The organism is Faecalicatena contorta (assembly GCF_021531895.1).
GTDB lineage: Bacteria > Bacillota > Clostridia > Lachnospirales > Lachnospiraceae > JAFBIX01.
Genome location: NZ_JAFBIX010000037.1, coordinates 1 through 17,432, shown reverse-complemented (window position 1 = coordinate 17,432; position 17,432 = coordinate 1). Strand labels below are relative to the sequence as shown.

The following is a 17,432-nucleotide window of genomic DNA, read 5'->3' as shown; positions in this document are numbered from 1 at the left end:
AATTAAAAGGGAGGTGGGGACTATATGATTCAGCTTATAATAATAATGTTACCGTTATTTATTTTGGGAGGCGGTATTGTTTTTTCATTATATCATCTTAAGAAAATTGTTTTAAAAGAGCCGCAACCAATAGAAGATGTTTCCTTGCCACCTTTTACTAATGACATAGATAAAATTCGTTCAGTTTCAAAGAAATATAGTAGTAAGATACGTGGTTCTGTTCGATTGGGGCAGGGACGAATAAAGTCCGTAGATGAATTATATGAATTAGAAAAAACGATATATTTTCCATAAGATTATTTGCAGGTGTATTCATGGATGATTATATAAAAAATTTTTGGAACGATTATAGTTTTATTCATAATACGACAAAAGAATTGTATATTTTATCAGAAGAATTAGAAAGCGATTTTAGTTCTTTTATTCAACCAATTAAGGAGCAAAGAGATTCTCTTGAACATATTGTTCGAGCATATTCTCGTATGTGTAGCGTTTCTTTAGAAGATCTGAATAAAGAAGATCAGGAATACGTAAAAAGCAATTTAAGTAAAGCACTTGGGCATATCTTTCGTGCGTTTTTTGATTGTGCTGATATTTTAGGAATTATATTGAGAGAACACTTAAGTACACAATTGAGAAACTTCTCTTATAGTCAAATAGTTCAAGTATGGCCTAAATATGAAACTTATCGGAAACAATTAATACGGATGCCTAAAGAGTTTGCAAAGCTAAGAAGTTCCAAAGATGTTGCAAAGAAATCTGATGAAATTATTGCAATGGTAAAACAATATAAGAAATGCATTGATGAATTGTTTGCGATTTATGATGAATTTATGGAAGATATTTATCCGAAACTTAATGCCTAATGCTAACGAATTTAAATTACTTGATATATGCATGACAATATTTTCAATTAATACTCTGGGCATGTGAAGTGAATTCACAGCCCAGGGTTCTAATAATCTGTAACAAATCAATGCCAAATCAGGCAAAATTCAATTAATTAGTAGGCAGAGAAATCCTATGAAAATCAAACAAATCATGGAAGCAATTACAATCGAGCCGGGAGCGACCATTTTAGAAAGGTAAATGGTTTCGCTGTCATCTCCCAGTATTAGTTGAAACTGGAAGTTGCATGTATTGTCGGAGGGGTTAGCCAGAGTAATTTTTGCCTGGTCACTTCCCGCTTCCAGTGATACGGTATCAAAGTTTGGGATTATAATGTAGTTTGTTTCACCGGTGGCCTCTTCGGATGAATTATCCCAGTTTACTGAACGAGAATCATAGGGGAGGGGTGTGGCTTTATTAAGAAGATACTGATTATATAGCAGTTTGAAAGAGAGGAGTGCCAATACGATCAGTACCAACGTTATAAGTAATTTCTTTTTGTCTATTGTATTTTCTTTCATACAGAAAACTCCTTTTTATAGTAATAAGATTATATATGAAAGACGTTAAATTCTGTTCAGGAAAATGTTAAATCTATGAAAAGAAAAAAATAAGAATTATTACTAAAAACATTGATATTATGCGGAACATAGATTAAAATTATATGTACTTAGGAATAGATGATTGAAATAAAATAAAGATATTTAAGAAAGGCAAATGGACTCGCGGAGGATATGCATATGGACAATCGTAACGACGATATTTTATCGTATGCTGCTGAATATCTATTATGGCAGCAAAAGCGTGCTCGTCGGGATAAGATAATAAAGGTTTTGATTGTGCTTGCCGTACTTGGCGTTTTATGTGTATGTGCTTATTTATATTCGAATGATTGGTATGTAATGTCAAGAAAGAATTCTGATGTGGAAAAAGAGTTCAGAGAGGAATGGAAAAATGAGGCAGAGCACGTGGATCTGACAGGTGACTGGTCAGAGGATGTGCTGGCGATTGCTGAGAGTCAGGTGGGATATACTGAGAGCAATGATGAAGACTGGAGTGCTGTATTTGTATCATTTTGTTTAAGTTATGCAAAGGTAAAAAGTTTTCCTCTTGAGACAGAGTGCAATCAGTGGGTCCAAAAGCTCCGGAAGAGAAAAGATGGGATTTATCGTGATGCCAGTAAATACACACCAACATCTGGTGATCTGATTTTTTTGGATATGAATGATCCAGCAAGCCGAAAAATTGCTGATCATGTTGGAATAGTTGCTGAAGTGATACCTGCTACGGATGTTTCTTGTGCGAAGATAAAGACCGTTGAAGGGGATACGGATGATAGTGTGAACTATGTGATTTATGATTTGACGGATATAAGGATTATAGGGTACGGGAAGATTCCAGATGCTCGATGAGATTGAATGGGGATAAAATGAAACATAAACGAGAATTGCAGATACCGGAAATTGAACAATTGGAAGCGGAATTAAAGCGTGAAAGGTATAGGCATCGCTATGCTGGTGTGCTTCGCAGTACGATTTATACACTGGTAGTTGTTGCGGCGATTGCTGTTTTGGTTGCAACACTGTGGACTCCTGTGCTGCAAATATATGGAACATCTATGACGCCGACTCTGGAAGAGGGAGATATAGTTGTATCAGTTAAGTCATCTGATATGAAAACGGGAGATATTATTGCCTTTTATTTTAATAATAAAATTCTTGTAAAAAGGGTAATTGCCGGTCCGGGTGATTGGGTAGATATTGATGAAGAAGGGAATGTATTCGTTAATAATGAGATGCTGGACGAGCCTTATTTGAACGAAAAGGCATTAGGGGACTGTAATATTGAATTACCATACCAAGTTCCAGATGAGCGTTATTTTGTAATGGGTGACCATAGAAATGTATCTGTTGATTCAAGAAATAATATGGTCGGATGTGTTTCCGAAGAACAGATTGTTGGTACAATTGTTTTTAGAGTCTGGCCATTAATGAGATTTACGAAAATTTGAGAATAAATGGAAAGGAGGAAGTGTTTTGTTTGAAAGAGTGCGAAAGCAGGCTGAAAAATACATAAAGAAAAATAAAAGAAAAAAATTATGGTATAAAGTTGTTACTTGTATGGCAGCAGTTGTGATTTTTATTACTACTTATATGTTGATCTTGCCGGCAATTACGATGGAAAAGACTACGAATTGCGGTCTGGAGATACATCAACATTCAAAAGAATGTTACGATAGCGAACAAAATCTTATCTGTGGTTATGCAGATTTTGTAGTGCATACACATGACGAGAACTGTTATGATCAGTCTGGAAAATTGCTCTGTGATCTTCCAGAGGTGGAAGAACATGAACATCAAGCTTCCTGCTACCAGGAGGAGAAAAAACTTGTCTGCGGACAGGAGGAGTCAGAAGGTCATGTTCATGAGGATGACTGCTATATCAGCAAGAAAGCAGATTTGATCTGCACACAGGAAGAGCACACTCACAGTGAAGACTGCTATGATGAAGAGGGTAATTTAATATGTGAAAGAGCGGAGCACGAACACACAGATGATTGTTACCAATGGGATAAGGTGCTGAGTTGTGAGAAAGAAGAAAGTGCCGGGCATACCCATACTGAGGATTGCTATGTAACAGAAAAAACTTTAGTTTGTGAGAAAGAGGAAGTACTCCTTCATACTCATACTGATAAATGTATGGAGGAGGGAAAATTAGTCTGTGGAAAAACAGAGGTTTTGGAGCATCAGCACACAGAAGAGTGTTATCCGGAAAGATCAGATACAGAGGAAGATACTGATAAAGCGAAAGATGATGTAGAGAAGGATACAGCACAGGATACTTCTGAGGAAGAAGAGTCAGAAGAGAGTGATTTATTGACGGCAGAAGCACATGGAATGGATGTGCTTTCGGAAGATGAGGTTGATGACGTATTGGATAATACTGAAGAAGTTACAGAAGCAATAAATGTGTCGCCTTATATCACAGACGCTGAGTTAAAGTATCGAGAAAAAGGTACATCCGACTGGCTCACAATAAAAGACGCTACTATCCCAGGTGATGCAGATCTTAGGTTGGATGTTACTTATAAGAATGTTCCACTGGAGACTCTTCTGAGTAATGGTGGCAAACTGACTTATACGCTTCCTTCAATTTTAAGAGATCCTGTAGCAAATGGTGAAGTGACAAGTGGTGGTAAAACAGTCGGAACGATTACGGTTGAGAATAATATTTTGACTATAACGTTTGATGAAACCTGGCTTCGTGAGTTGCAAAATGGTGGAAATACGACTCTGGATGGAACATTTTATGTGGAAAGCCAGATTAATCTTTCGGAGGTTGGCGAAGAAGGAAAAACAGAAATTATAGTTGGCGATGTAACAATTGAAGCTAATTTTGAATCAGAGATTATTTCTAAATATGGAAATGTAGATGTGGTCAAGTCTGTAGAACCGGAAATCATCAAAACTGAGGACGGAGACTATCTGGAGTATACGCTAACTGTAACTGCTGGTATTGATGGCTGCCCGGATGTAAAAGTGGTGGATACTTTTTCGGCAAATGGAAACTATGTTTCTTATGTTGGTTTGAGTACTACGGAAACAGCACTTGACAGTTCCGGAAGTCCCAGTGAAACCATTGCTGATGGTATGGCTCATGGTTCAATTTATAAAGACACTACTTCTATAGAAGAACCGGGTTCGTTGGTATGGGTAATTGGAGATATGGCGGCTAACGAAGTGCGGACGTTGACTTATCAAGTAAAATTAGAGAAAGGCTATACCTATATTCAAAACAGTACGAATAAAGTTATTTCTAATGAAGCGGACGTTTATTCAAAAGATAATCCAAGGGATACGGATACAGCTAATTTTGAACCGAAAGCGACTCTTAATATGAAGAAAAGTGCTTCTGAAGCCATTCGGAATGAGGAAGATGGAAGTTATACTATTACTTATACAGTTTGGATAGAGGCTGCATCTACGAATAAATTTGTTTTGGAAAATGTTCGGATTGAAGACAGCCTGAATAATACTGCCAATGCCACATTTGCAGATAGTCTTCAGTATATCAGCTATGTAGATGACTCTTTTAAACTTTTCAGTAATAAAACAGCTACAGGAGAAGAACTTCAGTTTGAGAAGAGTGAAGAAATCCCCAATAATCCGGCATTGAATTCTGATAAAAAAGGTTTTGTCGCCTATGTTGGGGATATGGAACCAAGTTCTGTATGTTGTATCCAGTATCAGGTTCGAGTTGGATTGGAAGCAATCGGAAAGTCCGGCGGGGAGAAGTTAAGCGTAAAAAACCGTGCATTAGTATATTCGGATAATGCTAAAAATGGAAAAAATGAATGGCTGCAGGCTTATAATAATACAAAGACAATTCAGTATGACCATTGGGCAAAAAAGCTGGTGGGTGATCCTTTAGAAACGGATGAAAATATAGCGATTAGTGGTAATGTTTATGACGCTACCGGAGATACTCCTGTGAAAGAAAGTTCTCCACCAGATAGCTTTGCTGCACCAGCCGGAAGTTATTGTTACACGGTTACGGTTAATGAACTGGGGGACTGGGATGTGACATCAGCTTCTATGAAAGATACATTGGGTAATCAATATATGCAGTTTGTTGGCTATGTCAAAGTGGAAGCTTACGATCCGGATGATAATGATGCAGTGAAAGAAACGATTTGGGTTAAGGTAGATGGAACTCAGACATTTAATTTTACGCTACAACAGTTAGGAATATCGAATAATACATATGCCTACCGTCTGACTTATTATGCGAAACCTGTACAGATAGAAGGAGTCAGTCAGGTCGTTGTAGCGAATACCTTTCAACTGAGTGGTGATATTATTATAGGGGATAATGTTATATTCATTCTTACAGGCATTGAAGCATCGGCTGAAGTTACAGTAGAAGGTGGCAACAGTTTTGAGGCACATAAGTCTGCCTGGTATTATGAAGGGGCAAAAACTTCGGAGGGAAGTTGGTCAAACGGTGCTTTATATTGGGCTATTAAAGTGGACGGAACAGATTTTAAGGCCGGAACCTATCTACAGGATTATACGACCAATCAAAGTGCTATGCTTTTTCGAAGCGATTCATTAGTTGGCATTTTTACTGGTTCATTCCCGGATGGTACAGATCTTACTGATTGCAGTGATGTGGCGGAAGCATTGAAAATAGGAACTCTGACAGCGCTTGATAATTCTTATTATACAGCGACATTGTCTAATTCAAGAAATCTGAACGGGGAAGATGCTTTCAGTGAATTGACAATTCAGATGAACCAGACAGTTACATTGGGAGAAACGACTTCTATGTATATTATAGTTAAACTTGCGCCGGCATTTATTCCAAATAATCGTGGTAGTTGGACTTATAATAATTATTTAAAGAGTAGTGACAATGGTACTGATTGGCAGGATCGGGGGAATGCAAGTAAGATTCTTTATGGTGGTTCAAATATTCTGAAGGAGCTGGGTACAACTTTCACTTATGATGGAAAAAATATTGTTACGAAGACCAGCGACCATGGGGGAACAGTTTTCAAAGAATGTCTGCCTGAGCCGGGGTATTATGTTTCATGGGCCGTCAAAGTCAATTTTGGCGGAGATCTCTCTGGACGTTATCGCATTGTGGATCAGATACCGGATGGCATGGAGATTGCCTATGCTCGTATTAAATGGCGTGGCTCTGAAGCGCGAGGAACTCCTGGAGCACAGATGATACAGATTACAGATCTTGGGCCTGAATGGACTGAGCATACTATGCATAAAGCACTTGATGGTGAAAATGCATTAGATAGTTATTATTATACTAATGGTAATCAGGTGTGTTGGGAGGTCGCCTATCTGATCGCCGGTGGGGAAGAGGATATTTATTCTGTTGATTTTCAAGTGGTCTGTAGGGTAACTGATCCGGAGGTGTTACTTGGCGGCGAGAGCAAAGATTTTAATAACAAGGCAATTTTGTATACGGAAGGCGGAAATGAACTGGATTCAGATGTGAACGGTGTGGCGATATCTACTTCAACTATGGAAAAAGAGGCAACAGAGGGTGAAAGTATTATTCCATTTACCATTAAAGTGAATCCTTTAGGTGAAGATTTGTTGGAAGGAACAGATACACTTACAGTTGTAGATACTTTATCTGATACTCTGAAATTGGATCCGACTTCTATTGCAGTAGTTAATACGAAGACGCAGGAAACAGTAGAGTTTACTGCATCGCAAGAAGGACAAATATTGAAAATCACTGTGCCGGATAATCAGCCATTGACCATCAGTTATAAGGCAAAAGTGCAAGCGGCACCAAATACAACAGTAGCAATTAAAAATGATGCTTACTGGGAAGGTTATGCGACAACTGGCGGAAGTAGCGTGGAAATTAAGGACTACTCTTATTCTGTAGGCGGTACCGCAGGAGGTACTGGGACACCATTTGTTGAGATTGTAAAATATGATCAGAATGACCTAACCAGTGTTTTGGCTGGGGCGACATTTACGATGCAAGAAGGAACGATGGAAAATGGTATATTTACCCCATCGACAGATGACTCCCGTATCTGGACAGACACTACAGATGATTCTGGTAAACTTAAATTCGGAAAAGAGCCATTAATGCAATACAACACCGTTTATCAAATTACTGAAACTGTAGCACCGAACGGTTATGTTCTGGATAGTACACCGAGATACTTCATAGTGGCCAAAGCGGATGAAGATGGCAGATATCCGGATTATCCTGATGGTGTGGATATCCATTACGGCAGTAGTACTTATACTTGCGAAATCGCGAATCATAAAGGTGAAGCCTATGTAGAAAAGAAGTTTGAAGATGCGAATGATGGATCAGTGAATAAAATAAATGGTACTTATCGTTTTGGAATATACGATAATGAGGCTGCGAGTGGAAGCCCACTTCAGACAGTGGCGATCACGTATGAGAACAATAGTGTGACGCCTGAAGATGGAAAGGCAAAATTCACAAATCTGGAGTTGGGAAAGACTTATTACATATATGAGTTGGATGATACGGATCAGCCGATAAAAAATAATATGTTAGCTACGGTAGATAAAAAGACTTTTGATGTTCTTTATACAAATGGTCCTGAAATAACGATTTCGAATGATGGAGAATCCCCTGTTACTGTAACCGTAACTAACAAAGTGCATTACACATCACTCCCCGATACAGGTGGAGGTGGTACTCTTCCGTTTACAATGGGAGGTTTGCTTATTATTGCAGCCGGCCTTTTGTATGGATTCAGTATGAGGCGCAAAAAAGGAAGGAGGTCAGAAGGTTAAGTCTCCTTTTGCGGCAAATGATTGTGCCCGCATTGAATTTGGATAGAAATAATATTGCTTAAAAGCAAAATATAAAATGAAAGGAAAGAGAGACATGAAAAAAGCAAAAAAAATTCTTGGATTATTGCTTGCAATGGTGATGATGATGTCCGTAGCAATTACTGCAATGGCAGAAGATGAAACATATTCCATTACAATTAATAATTCTGCAGAAGGACATACCTACGAGGCATATCAGATCTTTACCGGTAATCTGAGTGGCAGTATTTTGTCAAATATTAAATGGGGCTCTAGTGTGTCAGAAGAAGGACAAGGGAATCTTGGAGATGCAGCACAAAAAGCAGAGACTATAGCAATGGCTGAAGATGCAGCGGAATTTGCAGAGGAGGTTGCACCTTATCTGACGGAACCATCAGGATCCACGAACACTGTAGCGAGTGGAAAATATGTGATTTCTGGACTTGATCCGGGATATTATCTTGTAAAAGATAAAGATCAGTCTTTAAGCGGAAATGATTCTTATACAAAGTATATCTTGGAGGTTGTAAAAAATGTTGAAGTTGATCCTAAGGCAACAGGTACTCCAACAGTAGAAAAAAAGGTGAAAGATATTAATGATTCAGTAGACGGAGCGATTGATGACAATGCATGGCAGGATTCAGCTGATCATGATATTAACGATCATGTTCCATTTCAACTTACAGCGACGCTGCCAAGTAATCTATCCAGCTATAATACCTATAAATTAGTGTTCCATGATACTCTTTCAGCAGGATTGACATATGATGGAGATGCTACAGTTGTTGTAAAAGTAAATGGAACAACGATTAATTCTGGTTATACAATTACTACAACTAAGAACGGAGATGGTTCCACTGCTTTGACAATTACTATTAATGATGTGAAAAGCCTTGGTGCTACTAACGGTTCTACTATTACAGTTGAATATACAGCTACATTAAACGGTAATGCTGTAATTGGTGCAAAGGGCAATCCAAATGAGGTTTATCTTGAGTATTCGAATAATCCAAATACAGGAGGAGAAGGTAATACAGGCACAACGCCTCCAGATAAAGTTATTGTATTTACATATAAGACAATTATTAATAAGATTGACAAAGATGGAAATGCTTTGGCAGGAGCAGCATTCACTTTATATAAGAAGAATAGTAGTGATGAATGGGTAGTTGTTAAAAAGTTCGAAGCTAATGATACAACTACAAAGTTTGAATTTACTGGTCTGGATGATGGTGAATATAAACTGGTTGAGTCCACGACACCGTCAGGTTATAACACTATTAAAGATATTGTGTTTAAGATTGTGGCTACTCACACAGATGGAGATGAACCTGTTTTAGAAACTTTGAATGGTGAAAAGATTTCCGGCGAGATTGATTTTACAGTTGTTGAAACGGAGGGTTCCTTAAACGCAGATGTAGTAAATAATAAAGGTTCTGAACTTCCATCTACTGGCGGAATGGGTACAACTATTTTCTATGTACTTGGAGCTATCTTAGTGCTTGGCGCAGCAATTATGTTAATTTCGAAAAAACGCATGAGCTGTGAGAAATAAAAGATATAAATGACATGTTGTAACAGAGATTCTTGTCATAATAAAGAATTGGTGGCGGGGCACATTTGTGTGCCTGCGCCGCAGTCTGATACAACAGTAAGGAGAGTTCTATGGGATGGATAAAAAAGAATAAGTCAACGATTATATTAGTTTTTATTCTGTTTGTAGGCATCTCCTTACTGCTGTATCCTACGCTTAGCGATTACTGGAATTCTTTTCATCAGTCAAGAGCAATTGCAAGCTATGTGGAAGCAGTTTCAGATTTGACGAAAGAGGATTATGCCAGAATCCGTCAGGAAGCGGAGGAATATAATAATAGGCTTTTGGAGAAAACAGACCGTTGGACATTATCAGAGGAAGACAAAGAGGAATATGAAACTCTCTTAAATGTAGGTGGAACCGGAATCATGGGGTATATTGAGATCCCTAAGATTAAGACACAGCTGCCAATTTACCACGGAATTGATGAAGCCGTGCTTCAGATTGCTATTGGGCATCTGGAAGGGTCTTCTCTTCCGGTAGGAGGGGAGAGTACACATTGTGTAGTATCCGGACATCGGGGACTGCCGTCAGCGAGGTTATTTACTGATTTAGACCAATTGGTAGAAGGAGATATCTTTTTTTTGCAAGTGTTGGATGAGACGCTTGCTTATGAAGTGGATAAAATTTTAATTGTAGAGCCAGATGAGATGTCGGCATTGGAGATTGAGGAAGGAAAGGATTATTGTACTCTGGTAACCTGTACTCCTTATGGGGTAAACAGCCACCGACTTCTGGTAAGAGGACACAGGACAACTTATACTGGTGATTCGGTGAAAGTTACTGCTGATGCGATGCAGATTGAACCTTTATTAGTTGCACCTGTAGTAGCAGTCCCGATTTTACTGCTGCTGTTAGTATGGCTATTGATACACTATCGAAAACGTTGAAAGAGAAAGAAGGAGGAGGTAAAGAGTGGGAAGTAAAAAAAGACTATTTCAAAAATTCCAGATAATTATCACTCTGCTTATATGTATCATGATTTTTCCACTGAGGGTTCAAGCAGACTTTAATGGAGATAAAACAGAGACAGGAAGTCTGACGCTCCATTCAAAATCAGAAGGAAAAATATTTTCGTTATATAAGGTGGCAGATTTTTCTGAGACGGGTAAATTCGATAATATAGCGGATTGGGTTCCGAAAGACGCTGCAGATTTTGAAAACCTGGATAGTGAGGGGTGGAGAGTATTAGCTAAAGAACTGTCTGAATGTGTAAATAGTGACAAAGATATTTTGCCTGTACATCAGGATATGACAGACAAGAACGGTCAGATTCTTTGGACAGGACTACAAAAAGGTCTGTATCTGGTTACAGGCGAGAGAACAGAAGATGAAGAATATATTTACATTTCGAGTCCGTCGCTTGTAACGATTCCGAACCGGACTGAAGAAGGGGTGTGGTATAATACTCCGGAGATCACAGTGAAAGAATCATCTGTAGATAAATATGAAAAAAATGATATTACGGTAGTTAAAATCTGGAAAGACGCAGGAGTGGAAGATTCACGGCCAAAAGAGATTACTGTGCAGCTTTTGAAAGATGGTAAACCGTATGGCGAATCGGTAAAGCTGAATAAAGATAATAACTGGCAGTATGAATGGAAGGAGCTTTCTGCCAGATATGAATGGACGGTCAAAGAGAAGGATGTTCCAAAGGGCTATACAGCGGCAGTTCATCAGGATGGACAAAAGTGGATCATTACGAATACGGCTGATAAGTCAACAGTAAAGAGTACAAATACATCTGGCTCAAAGCTTCCGCAGACTGGGCAGCTCTGGTGGCCGGTACCGTTTCTTGCCCTGGTCGGAATAGTACTATATTTGGTGGGATGGATTTTCAGCAAAAAAGATAAAAAAGAGGATAAGTAAAATGAAGCGTAAGGCAGGAAAATTACTAATGACGATAGGGCTGTTGCTGATTGCAGCGGCCTTTTTACTCATGGTTTATAATATATGGGAGTCAAAAAAGGCAGAAAATATGTCGGAAGAGATTCTTAATCAGATAAAAGACGGGCAGGATGAAAACGTAAGTTCTGACGATGCAGATGAAAAACCACTCTATGAAATATATCCGGATATGGAGATGCCTGTCTTGACAATTGACGGAGTAGATTATATTGGAATATTGACAGTTCCTTCTCTTGGACTGGAGCTTCCTGTGGCCGGAAATTGGAGCTATCCGAATCTGAGACGTTCCCCATGCAGATATAAAGGTTCAGCCTATAGTAATGATATGATCATAGCAGGTCATAACTATAGCAGACATTTTGGCGGACTTAAAAATCTGGCAATCGGCGAAGAGATATCTTTTAGAGATGTAGATGGGCATATATTTCAATATCAGGTTGATGATATTGAAACAATTCCGGGAACGGCAGTGGAAGATATGCATGCAGGAGAATGGGATATGACATTATTTACATGTACTTACGGAGGAAAAAGCCGTGTTACAATCAGATGTAGGAAACTGGAAAATGATCACAGTGTTATATTCAAGGGATTGTAAAAACATTGTAATTGCTTTGACGCTAATATATAATAAACTTATTGATAATGAAAGGCAGGAACAGGTCTATGACAGATAAAGAACTTCGTAGATTAAAGAGAGAAGAATTGCTGGAAATGCTGATTTCACAGAGCAAAGAGGTTGAAGAACTTCGTGCTGAGGTAAGTGAGCTTAAGAAGAAATTGGACGATAGACAAATATGTCTGGATAAGGCAGGATCCATTGCAGAGGCATCGGTTCTGCTTAATGGAGTATTTGAAGCGGCGCAGGCAGCAGCACAGCAGTATCTGGAAAATATCCAATCATTAAGCGGACAGCAAGAGCAGATTTGCGAAGAGATGGAGCGAAAGACGAAAGAGCGTTGCGAAGAGATGGAACAGGAAGCCCGGGAAAATGTTGAAAAGCGATGGGTTGAGATATCTGAACGTCTGGAAAATTTCTACAATGAGCATAAAGGATTACGTGAGCTTCTGGGAGTTGCTGGCGAGAGTGAAGAAGCAAAATAAGAAATTGGAGATTTGATTTTTTTACGAATAGAGAATAACTTGAGAAAGCAGGTGTATTTACATGGATAGATTGCAGGAAATTAATGAGTATATTAATGACATGAAGATTAAGAAAGCTTTTTTTGGCGGATATGACAAAGAAGATGTCTACAAGAAGATTGGTGTTATCGTGGATCTGTTTCGAAAATTTACAGAGGAACAGCAGGAAAAAGAGAAAGAATTGATAGAAGGGTATGAAAAACGCCTTCAAGCATCAGATATGCTGAATATGGAATTAAATAAAAAACTCGGAAACCTCGCAGCAGAGCAGAAAAATGTTATTGAGGAAAAAGAGAAAATGAAAGAAGTCTATAAAGAATATTGCGCAAATATTCTTCAGCAATATTCTAACTCCTTACGCACATTATCTGCCGAGTTTACACAGATTCTGGATAATGTGACAAATTTGCAGAAGGATATTGTGGATGAAGACTTGTTTGAAAAACTTGGTGCGGAGATAGAAGCTGAACAGATTCCAGAACTGTCAGAGGATGAGATATAGATGAATAAATAGGCTGAGAATTTGGTGTAATACCAGATTCTCAGCCTGTTTTTGATATTGATTGTTTGATGTATAGATGACAGTGTCAGTTACTCTTCTGTAGAAAGATAAGTTGTCGGATTTACGGCAACTCCATTTTCTTCTACCTGAAAATGTAAATGAATCCCAGTGGATCTTCCGGTGGTACCGGTAAGACCAATCTGCTGCCCTTTGGTGACTTCCTGCCCTTCCTTGACAAATGTATGACTGAAATGCATATATTTTGTGGTAAGTCCATTTCCGTGGTCAATCAGAATCCAGTTACCGGCAAGATTATCATATTCTGCCTTGATAACTGTTCCGGATTCCGCAGCATACACGGGGAGAATCTCGCCGTTAGTGCCAAGGTCAATGCCTTTATGGAACTTGTGATCAAAATCACGATAGCCAAAAGAGCTTGTCAGGTAAGAACCCGGACACGGATCAGAAAATTGTCCGATCATTTCACTGAAATCCAGAAGTGTCATGCGATCCAGACGATACAAATCATAGCGCTCCATCTGCTGGATCAGATGTTGAGAATATTGAAGACTTGTTGCCCAGCGTGAACCAATCCGAGCGGCAAAAGTATTGGCATCTGTTACTCCGGAAATTAAGTCACTGTAAGCTCGTTTGATCAGTTTCGTGCGGTCTTCGATACATTCTGTGTAGGTGTTATAAACACGGAAATCGGCTGTAGTAGTGTAATATTTTCCGGAAGAAGTCTGCTCCCCGGTTCGCATGCTCACACTTCCGGCAGTTCCGGTACCTTTAACCCCAAACAGGTTGCAATACTGGTAAGCCAGATAAGAAAGCCCCTGATGGTCTTCTCCCCCTGGTCCGTATTTACCAAAGCCAGATTCCTGAATGATCTGAGCAATCGTTACGGAAGCTGGATATCCGGTCTCGTCCTGACATTTTAATGCAGCGATAATCATCTCCTGAGTGATAAAAGACGGAATATTGTCAAGAGGAAGTGCGGCATTATATTTAATCCGCTTATTCAGCTCGACAAAAGTCTCGGATGGATTATAGCTTCGTTTTATGTAAAGAGCATCGGAACTTTCGTCCCGGATTGTGGCTTTCGGAGAAGTTGTTTTCTCAGATTGTGTGGACAGATTCGGTTTTGCATCTGATGTTTGATGGGAATCCGAACCGTTATTTTTATCCTCGGTCTTAGAAGATTCACTGGAATCCGTACCATCATTAGAATCAGAAACATCCTCAGAACCCGAGACCTCGTTGGAATCAGAAACATCCTCAGAATTCGAGACCTCGTTGGAATCCTTACTATCCTCGGCCTCAGAAGACTCGCTGGTATCCGTACCATCCTCAGGGTCAGAAGTCTCGTCAGAGTCCGTACTATCCCCAGGGTCAGAAGTCTCGTCGGAATCTGTAATATCCTCAGGAACATTTGCATCGTCAGAGTCCGTACCCTCCTCAGGATCAGAGACTTCGCCGGAATCAATAATATTCCCAGAATCCGAAGCATTCTCAGAATCTGAAGGCTTTACTTCAGCTGCCCCAGAGTTCTCTGCATTTTGCGCTTCAGAATTTTCTGATGTCACAGATTCGACTTCGGTCTCCTCGGTTAATGCAGATGCTTTTTGAATCGTTGTGCATACCAAACCAATGGTAATAATAGTAATAACTCCGACTTTTGCCAGAGAAAGTAAGAATCGATGATGCTTCAACGAATGATGCCTCCAATCTGTAAAATAATGCTGATATCATTATACCACGTAAAAAGAGTGTTTAAAAGGAAGAAAAAATGTAAAGGTTCATATGAAAAGTGTTGACGATAGAAAAAATAAATATCTATGGAAAATGAAATGAAATTCTTTTACAATAAGTTTAGCAGTGAAATTCGTGTGAAGAAAGTGGAGTTATGACTATGATGTTAAGACGTCGTTTAATGATGATGAACAATTCAACGCAAGATAATTCATATAATACTTACGTAAAATACCAGATTATGCATGGGGAGCGCAAAGTCGCTTCGATAGATACTCAGGGGCGTTGTACTGTTTTTGATCAGGATTTTATGCCATATAATCTGTATCTGGAAGATGGTGGTGAAGAGCTGGATACGTTTATTAATAATCTTGCCAATTTTTATTTTTGGTGTGCTTCTCGTGTACTGACACTTGACCGTGAATATGCGAAGGAATTGCTAAACAGTATCGGTGCCACCCAGGCTTCTACAGATAAGGAGCGTGCACAGGTTGCGTTATCTTATCATTGCCTTAGTCTTACGGATATCTATTGGGTAAAACGAGAAGAAGAAAAGATTACATTTCGTGAAATAAATTTGTTTGAAAATCATTTATCTAATGCTTTCGTGGATGTGGCATTGCGCGGCAGACAGATGACGATAGAAAACAGCCATTTGATTGCTGACGATCTTTCAACAAATGGTTCGTTTCCAAAAGCATGGCTGAGAAAAAACAATACTTTCTGGCTTCTGAAGGATGGCGGAAGTCTTGCTGTTGAGAACGAGATTCTTGCCAGTAAGATCTGTCAATGTTTTCAATGTAATCAGGTGGTTTACTCAGAAGAGTTATTTGATGGGACTTTGGTTTCATGCAGTAAAATCATGACTTCTCTTAAATATAGTCTTGTCTCCAGAGAAGCTTTTGAGGTGTTTGCTCTAAATCTGAATATGAATGCTCTGGACTATATACTGGAGCTTGACAGTTATTCTTATTATATGATGAATATTTTAGATTACCTGGTAGGGAATACGGATCGTCATTGGGGAAACTGGGGACTTCTTGTTCGCAATAGCGATAATCAGCCGGAGAGACTTTATGATCTGATGGATTTTAACAAAGCTTTTTCGGCGTATGACAGGATGGAAGGGGCAAACTGTCTGACGACAGATTCGAAAAGATGTACGCAAAAGGAAGCGGCATTAGCAGCAGTAGAAAAAGTGGGACTAAATCAGGTGGCTGAAGTGAAGAAAGAATGGTTTGCAGGCAGAGAAGAGATATATGAAAGATTTATTGAAAGACTGAAACTGCTCGAAAATCATTTGCCTAAATGATAAAATGAATGTTCAGGGACGTCTGAAGGCAGGGACCTTACAGGCGTCCGTTTTAATGTAGTCCGTTTTAATGTACGATAAAATCCTGTTGCAAAGGGAAAGCAGCTTATGATATACTTGCAGCACATCAAAATCACAGACGAGTCCGTTCGGACTAATTCAGCGTCTGTATCGCCGTTTCAAAGACGGTCTCGAAGGTCAGAGGCAATTCGCCGAAGCATTCAGTTTTGATGAGAAAAATGGATATCAGGAGGTACATGCATGGGAAAAGGAAATGCAGCAGTCAGAGAATGGATGAGTAATCCGGTACGATTTTCAGATCTCTATAACGGAATCGTATTTCAGGGAAAGCAGGTGGTATTGCCGGAGGAATTGGAGCCGGCAGAAGGAGAAACGGATATCCTGCTGGAAGATAATGAACAAAAAGTACAGGAAATACACAGATATCGGGATATTGTAATGCGATGGAAAAAGGGAGCGCTACTGGTATTACTGGCATGTGAGAATCAGGAAAAAGTACATTACGCCATGACCGTGCGCAACATGCTCTACGACAGCTTGTCCTATGCCGGGCAGATCCAGCAACTGTGGAAAGAACGGGAAAAGGAAGAAAAACAGAAGATGACAGCCCCAGAATTCTTGTCCAAGTGGAAGAAGGATGACCGCCTGGTGCCGGTTATCACACTTGTCTTCTATTACGACACAGAGCAATGGGATGGGAGTACAGACCTACACGGCATGCTCCAATGGGGAGAAGGAAATCAAGAGCTGCTGAGAGAATACGTGCCTAATTATCGAATAAACCTTGTAGACGCTGGAAATCTAGAACATCTGGAACGCTTCCAGAGCGATTTACAAGAAATATTGGGTATGCTAAAATGTAGAGGGAATAAAAAAGAACTGCTAGACTATATGAATAAAAGAGAATCATACTTTCGGAATGTAGACGAAGAAACCTACCAGGTGATGCGAGAATTCCTGCATTCCGAAAAGATGTTA

Annotated in this window: 15 protein-coding genes; 13 read left to right on the top strand and 2 right to left on the bottom strand. The window is 39.3% G+C overall.

All coding sequences use genetic code 11. From position 1 onward, the window contains the following. Nucleotides 1-24 precede the first annotated feature (24 nt). Nucleotides 25-294, top strand: a complete 270-nt coding sequence (locus JQM81_RS12400; protein WP_235234044.1) for a hypothetical protein — start codon at nucleotides 25-27, stop codon at nucleotides 292-294. 20 nt (nucleotides 295-314) lie between these two features. Next, nucleotides 315-866, top strand: a complete 552-nt coding sequence (locus JQM81_RS12395) for a hypothetical protein (protein ID WP_235234043.1) — start codon at nucleotides 315-317, stop codon at nucleotides 864-866. A gap of 129 nt (nucleotides 867-995) precedes the next feature. On the opposite strand, the gene JQM81_RS12390 is transcribed toward JQM81_RS12395, so the two are convergent. Next, entirely contained in the window at nucleotides 996-1,409 is a 414-nt protein-coding gene (locus JQM81_RS12390; protein ID WP_235234042.1) for a hypothetical protein, read from the bottom strand. A gap of 219 nt (nucleotides 1,410-1,628) precedes the next feature. Between JQM81_RS12390 and JQM81_RS12385 the strand changes: the two genes are divergently transcribed. From JQM81_RS12385 to JQM81_RS12345, 9 genes are all read left to right on the top strand, one after another. Next, nucleotides 1,629-2,300, top strand: coding sequence for a hypothetical protein (locus tag JQM81_RS12385; RefSeq protein ID WP_235234041.1), 672 nt, complete (start codon nucleotides 1,629-1,631; stop codon nucleotides 2,298-2,300). Nucleotides 2,301-2,317: 17 nt separating this feature from the next. Then, nucleotides 2,318-2,899, top strand: coding sequence for a signal peptidase I (lepB, locus tag JQM81_RS12380; RefSeq protein ID WP_235234039.1), 582 nt, complete (start codon nucleotides 2,318-2,320; stop codon nucleotides 2,897-2,899). Nucleotides 2,900-2,924: 25 nt separating this feature from the next. Continuing rightward, the gene (locus JQM81_RS12375; protein WP_235234037.1) at nucleotides 2,925-8,204 is read left to right on the top strand and encodes a SpaA isopeptide-forming pilin-related protein; all 5,280 of its coding nucleotides are present in this window, start codon (nucleotides 2,925-2,927) and stop codon (nucleotides 8,202-8,204) included. A gap of 94 nt (nucleotides 8,205-8,298) precedes the next feature. Then, nucleotides 8,299-9,777 carry an isopeptide-forming domain-containing fimbrial protein gene (locus JQM81_RS12370; RefSeq protein ID WP_235234035.1) on the top strand — a complete coding sequence of 493 codons (1,479 nt, stop codon included), beginning with the start codon at nucleotides 8,299-8,301 and terminating at the stop codon, nucleotides 9,775-9,777. A 110-nt stretch (nucleotides 9,778-9,887) separates the two neighbouring features. Next, nucleotides 9,888-10,706, top strand: a complete 819-nt coding sequence (locus tag JQM81_RS12365; RefSeq protein ID WP_268826643.1) for a class C sortase — start codon at nucleotides 9,888-9,890, stop codon at nucleotides 10,704-10,706. A gap of 25 nt (nucleotides 10,707-10,731) precedes the next feature. Next, nucleotides 10,732-11,685 (top strand): Cna B-type domain-containing protein, encoded by a 954-nt coding sequence (locus JQM81_RS12360; protein WP_235234033.1) that lies wholly within the window; start codon nucleotides 10,732-10,734, stop codon nucleotides 11,683-11,685. 1 nt (nucleotide 11,686) lies between these two features. Then, complete coding sequence (locus JQM81_RS12355) at nucleotides 11,687-12,322, top strand: sortase (protein ID WP_235234032.1); 636 nt, start codon at nucleotides 11,687-11,689, stop codon at nucleotides 12,320-12,322. A gap of 68 nt (nucleotides 12,323-12,390) precedes the next feature. Further along, nucleotides 12,391-12,828 (top strand): hypothetical protein, encoded by a 438-nt coding sequence (locus tag JQM81_RS12350; protein WP_235234030.1) that lies wholly within the window; start codon nucleotides 12,391-12,393, stop codon nucleotides 12,826-12,828. A gap of 61 nt (nucleotides 12,829-12,889) precedes the next feature. Next, complete coding sequence (locus tag JQM81_RS12345; protein WP_235234029.1) at nucleotides 12,890-13,369, top strand: hypothetical protein; 480 nt, start codon at nucleotides 12,890-12,892, stop codon at nucleotides 13,367-13,369. 89 nt (nucleotides 13,370-13,458) lie between these two features. Here the strand turns inward: JQM81_RS12345 and JQM81_RS12340 are convergent, their stop codons facing one another. Next, the gene (locus JQM81_RS12340) at nucleotides 13,459-15,081 is read right to left on the bottom strand and encodes a peptidoglycan DD-metalloendopeptidase family protein (RefSeq protein ID WP_235234027.1); all 1,623 of its coding nucleotides are present in this window, start codon (nucleotides 15,079-15,081) and stop codon (nucleotides 13,459-13,461) included. Between the two features lie 227 nt (nucleotides 15,082-15,308). On the opposite strand from JQM81_RS12340, the gene JQM81_RS12335 reads away from it, so the two are divergent. Continuing rightward, a complete protein-coding gene (locus tag JQM81_RS12335) occupies nucleotides 15,309-16,433 on the top strand; it encodes a hypothetical protein (protein WP_235234045.1) in 1,125 nt (374 codons plus the stop codon). 261 nt (nucleotides 16,434-16,694) lie between these two features. Then, on the top strand, nucleotides 16,695-17,432 hold a 738-nt coding region (locus JQM81_RS12330; protein WP_235234026.1), incomplete at its 3' end, for an Rpn family recombination-promoting nuclease/putative transposase.

Bases quoted from the DNA above. Each gene is read 5' to 3' on its own strand.
- lepB (WP_235234039.1), top strand. From the start codon at position 2,318: ATGAAACATAAACGAGAATTGCAGATACCGGAAATTGAACAATTGGAA.
- JQM81_RS12390 (WP_235234042.1), bottom strand. From the start codon at position 1,409: ATGAAAGAAAATACAATAGACAAAAAGAAATTACTTATAACGTTGGTA.
- JQM81_RS12345 (WP_235234029.1), top strand. From the start codon at position 12,890: ATGGATAGATTGCAGGAAATTAATGAGTATATTAATGACATGAAGATT.
- JQM81_RS12350 (WP_235234030.1), top strand. From the start codon at position 12,391: ATGACAGATAAAGAACTTCGTAGATTAAAGAGAGAAGAATTGCTGGAA.
- JQM81_RS12365 (WP_268826643.1), top strand. From the start codon at position 9,888: ATGGGATGGATAAAAAAGAATAAGTCAACGATTATATTAGTTTTTATT.
- JQM81_RS12335 (WP_235234045.1), top strand. From the start codon at position 15,309: ATGAACAATTCAACGCAAGATAATTCATATAATACTTACGTAAAATAC.
- JQM81_RS12385 (WP_235234041.1), top strand. From the start codon at position 1,629: ATGGACAATCGTAACGACGATATTTTATCGTATGCTGCTGAATATCTA.
- JQM81_RS12355 (WP_235234032.1), top strand. From the start codon at position 11,687: ATGAAGCGTAAGGCAGGAAAATTACTAATGACGATAGGGCTGTTGCTG.
- JQM81_RS12395 (WP_235234043.1), top strand. From the start codon at position 315: ATGGATGATTATATAAAAAATTTTTGGAACGATTATAGTTTTATTCAT.
- JQM81_RS12370 (WP_235234035.1), top strand. From the start codon at position 8,299: ATGAAAAAAGCAAAAAAAATTCTTGGATTATTGCTTGCAATGGTGATG.
- JQM81_RS12400 (WP_235234044.1), top strand. From the start codon at position 25: ATGATTCAGCTTATAATAATAATGTTACCGTTATTTATTTTGGGAGGC.